The sequence below is a fragment of the Sutcliffiella rhizosphaerae genome (genome assembly GCF_917563925.1).
GTDB lineage: Bacteria > Bacillota > Bacilli > Bacillales > Bacillaceae_I > Sutcliffiella_A > Sutcliffiella_A rhizosphaerae.
In genome coordinates, this window is the sequence record NZ_CAKJTJ010000092.1 from 1 (window position 1) to 514 (window position 514).

Here is a 514-nt window from a genome sequence, read left to right on the forward strand (position 1 = left end):
AAAAAAGTGCCCCTTATTCGGGTTTTTCTATGTCTATAACTAGATAACCCGTTTATAATTAAATTAATTATTAGAACGGAGTAATCATTCATGAGTAGAAATCATTTTACAGAACACCAGATTAAAGAACTTGAGAAAAATCCTAATATTATTTATGCTTCCGATAGATCTATTTCCTATTCTCCATCCTTTAAACTTAAGGCAGTACAGGAATATAATCTCGGCAAGACACCTTCACAAATATTTATGGAAGGTGGATTTAATTTAGACGTTATAGGCAAGGAACAACCAAAAAGTTCGTTAAGACGTTGGAGAAAGACTTTTGAACAGTTTGGAGAAGTTGGTTTTCAATCGGAAAGAAGAGGAAAAGCAAGTACTGGCCGTCCAACTAGTAAAAACCTTTCAGCGGAAGAGAAACTAAGAAAGGCAGAAGCTAGAATTAAGTATTTGGAGGCAGAAAATGATTTCTTAAAAAAGCTAGAAGTTCTCGAGAGGCAGGCGCTGAAGAAAAAAC

General features: G+C 34.8%; 1 protein-coding gene. It reads left to right on the top strand.

Features of this window, described 5'->3' with window-relative positions:
* Nucleotides 1-90: 90 nt before the first annotated feature.
* Nucleotides 91-514, top strand: a 424-nt coding sequence (locus tag LRP81_RS23160; RefSeq protein ID WP_317987119.1) for an HTH domain-containing protein, incomplete at its 3' end; no start/stop codon positions are given.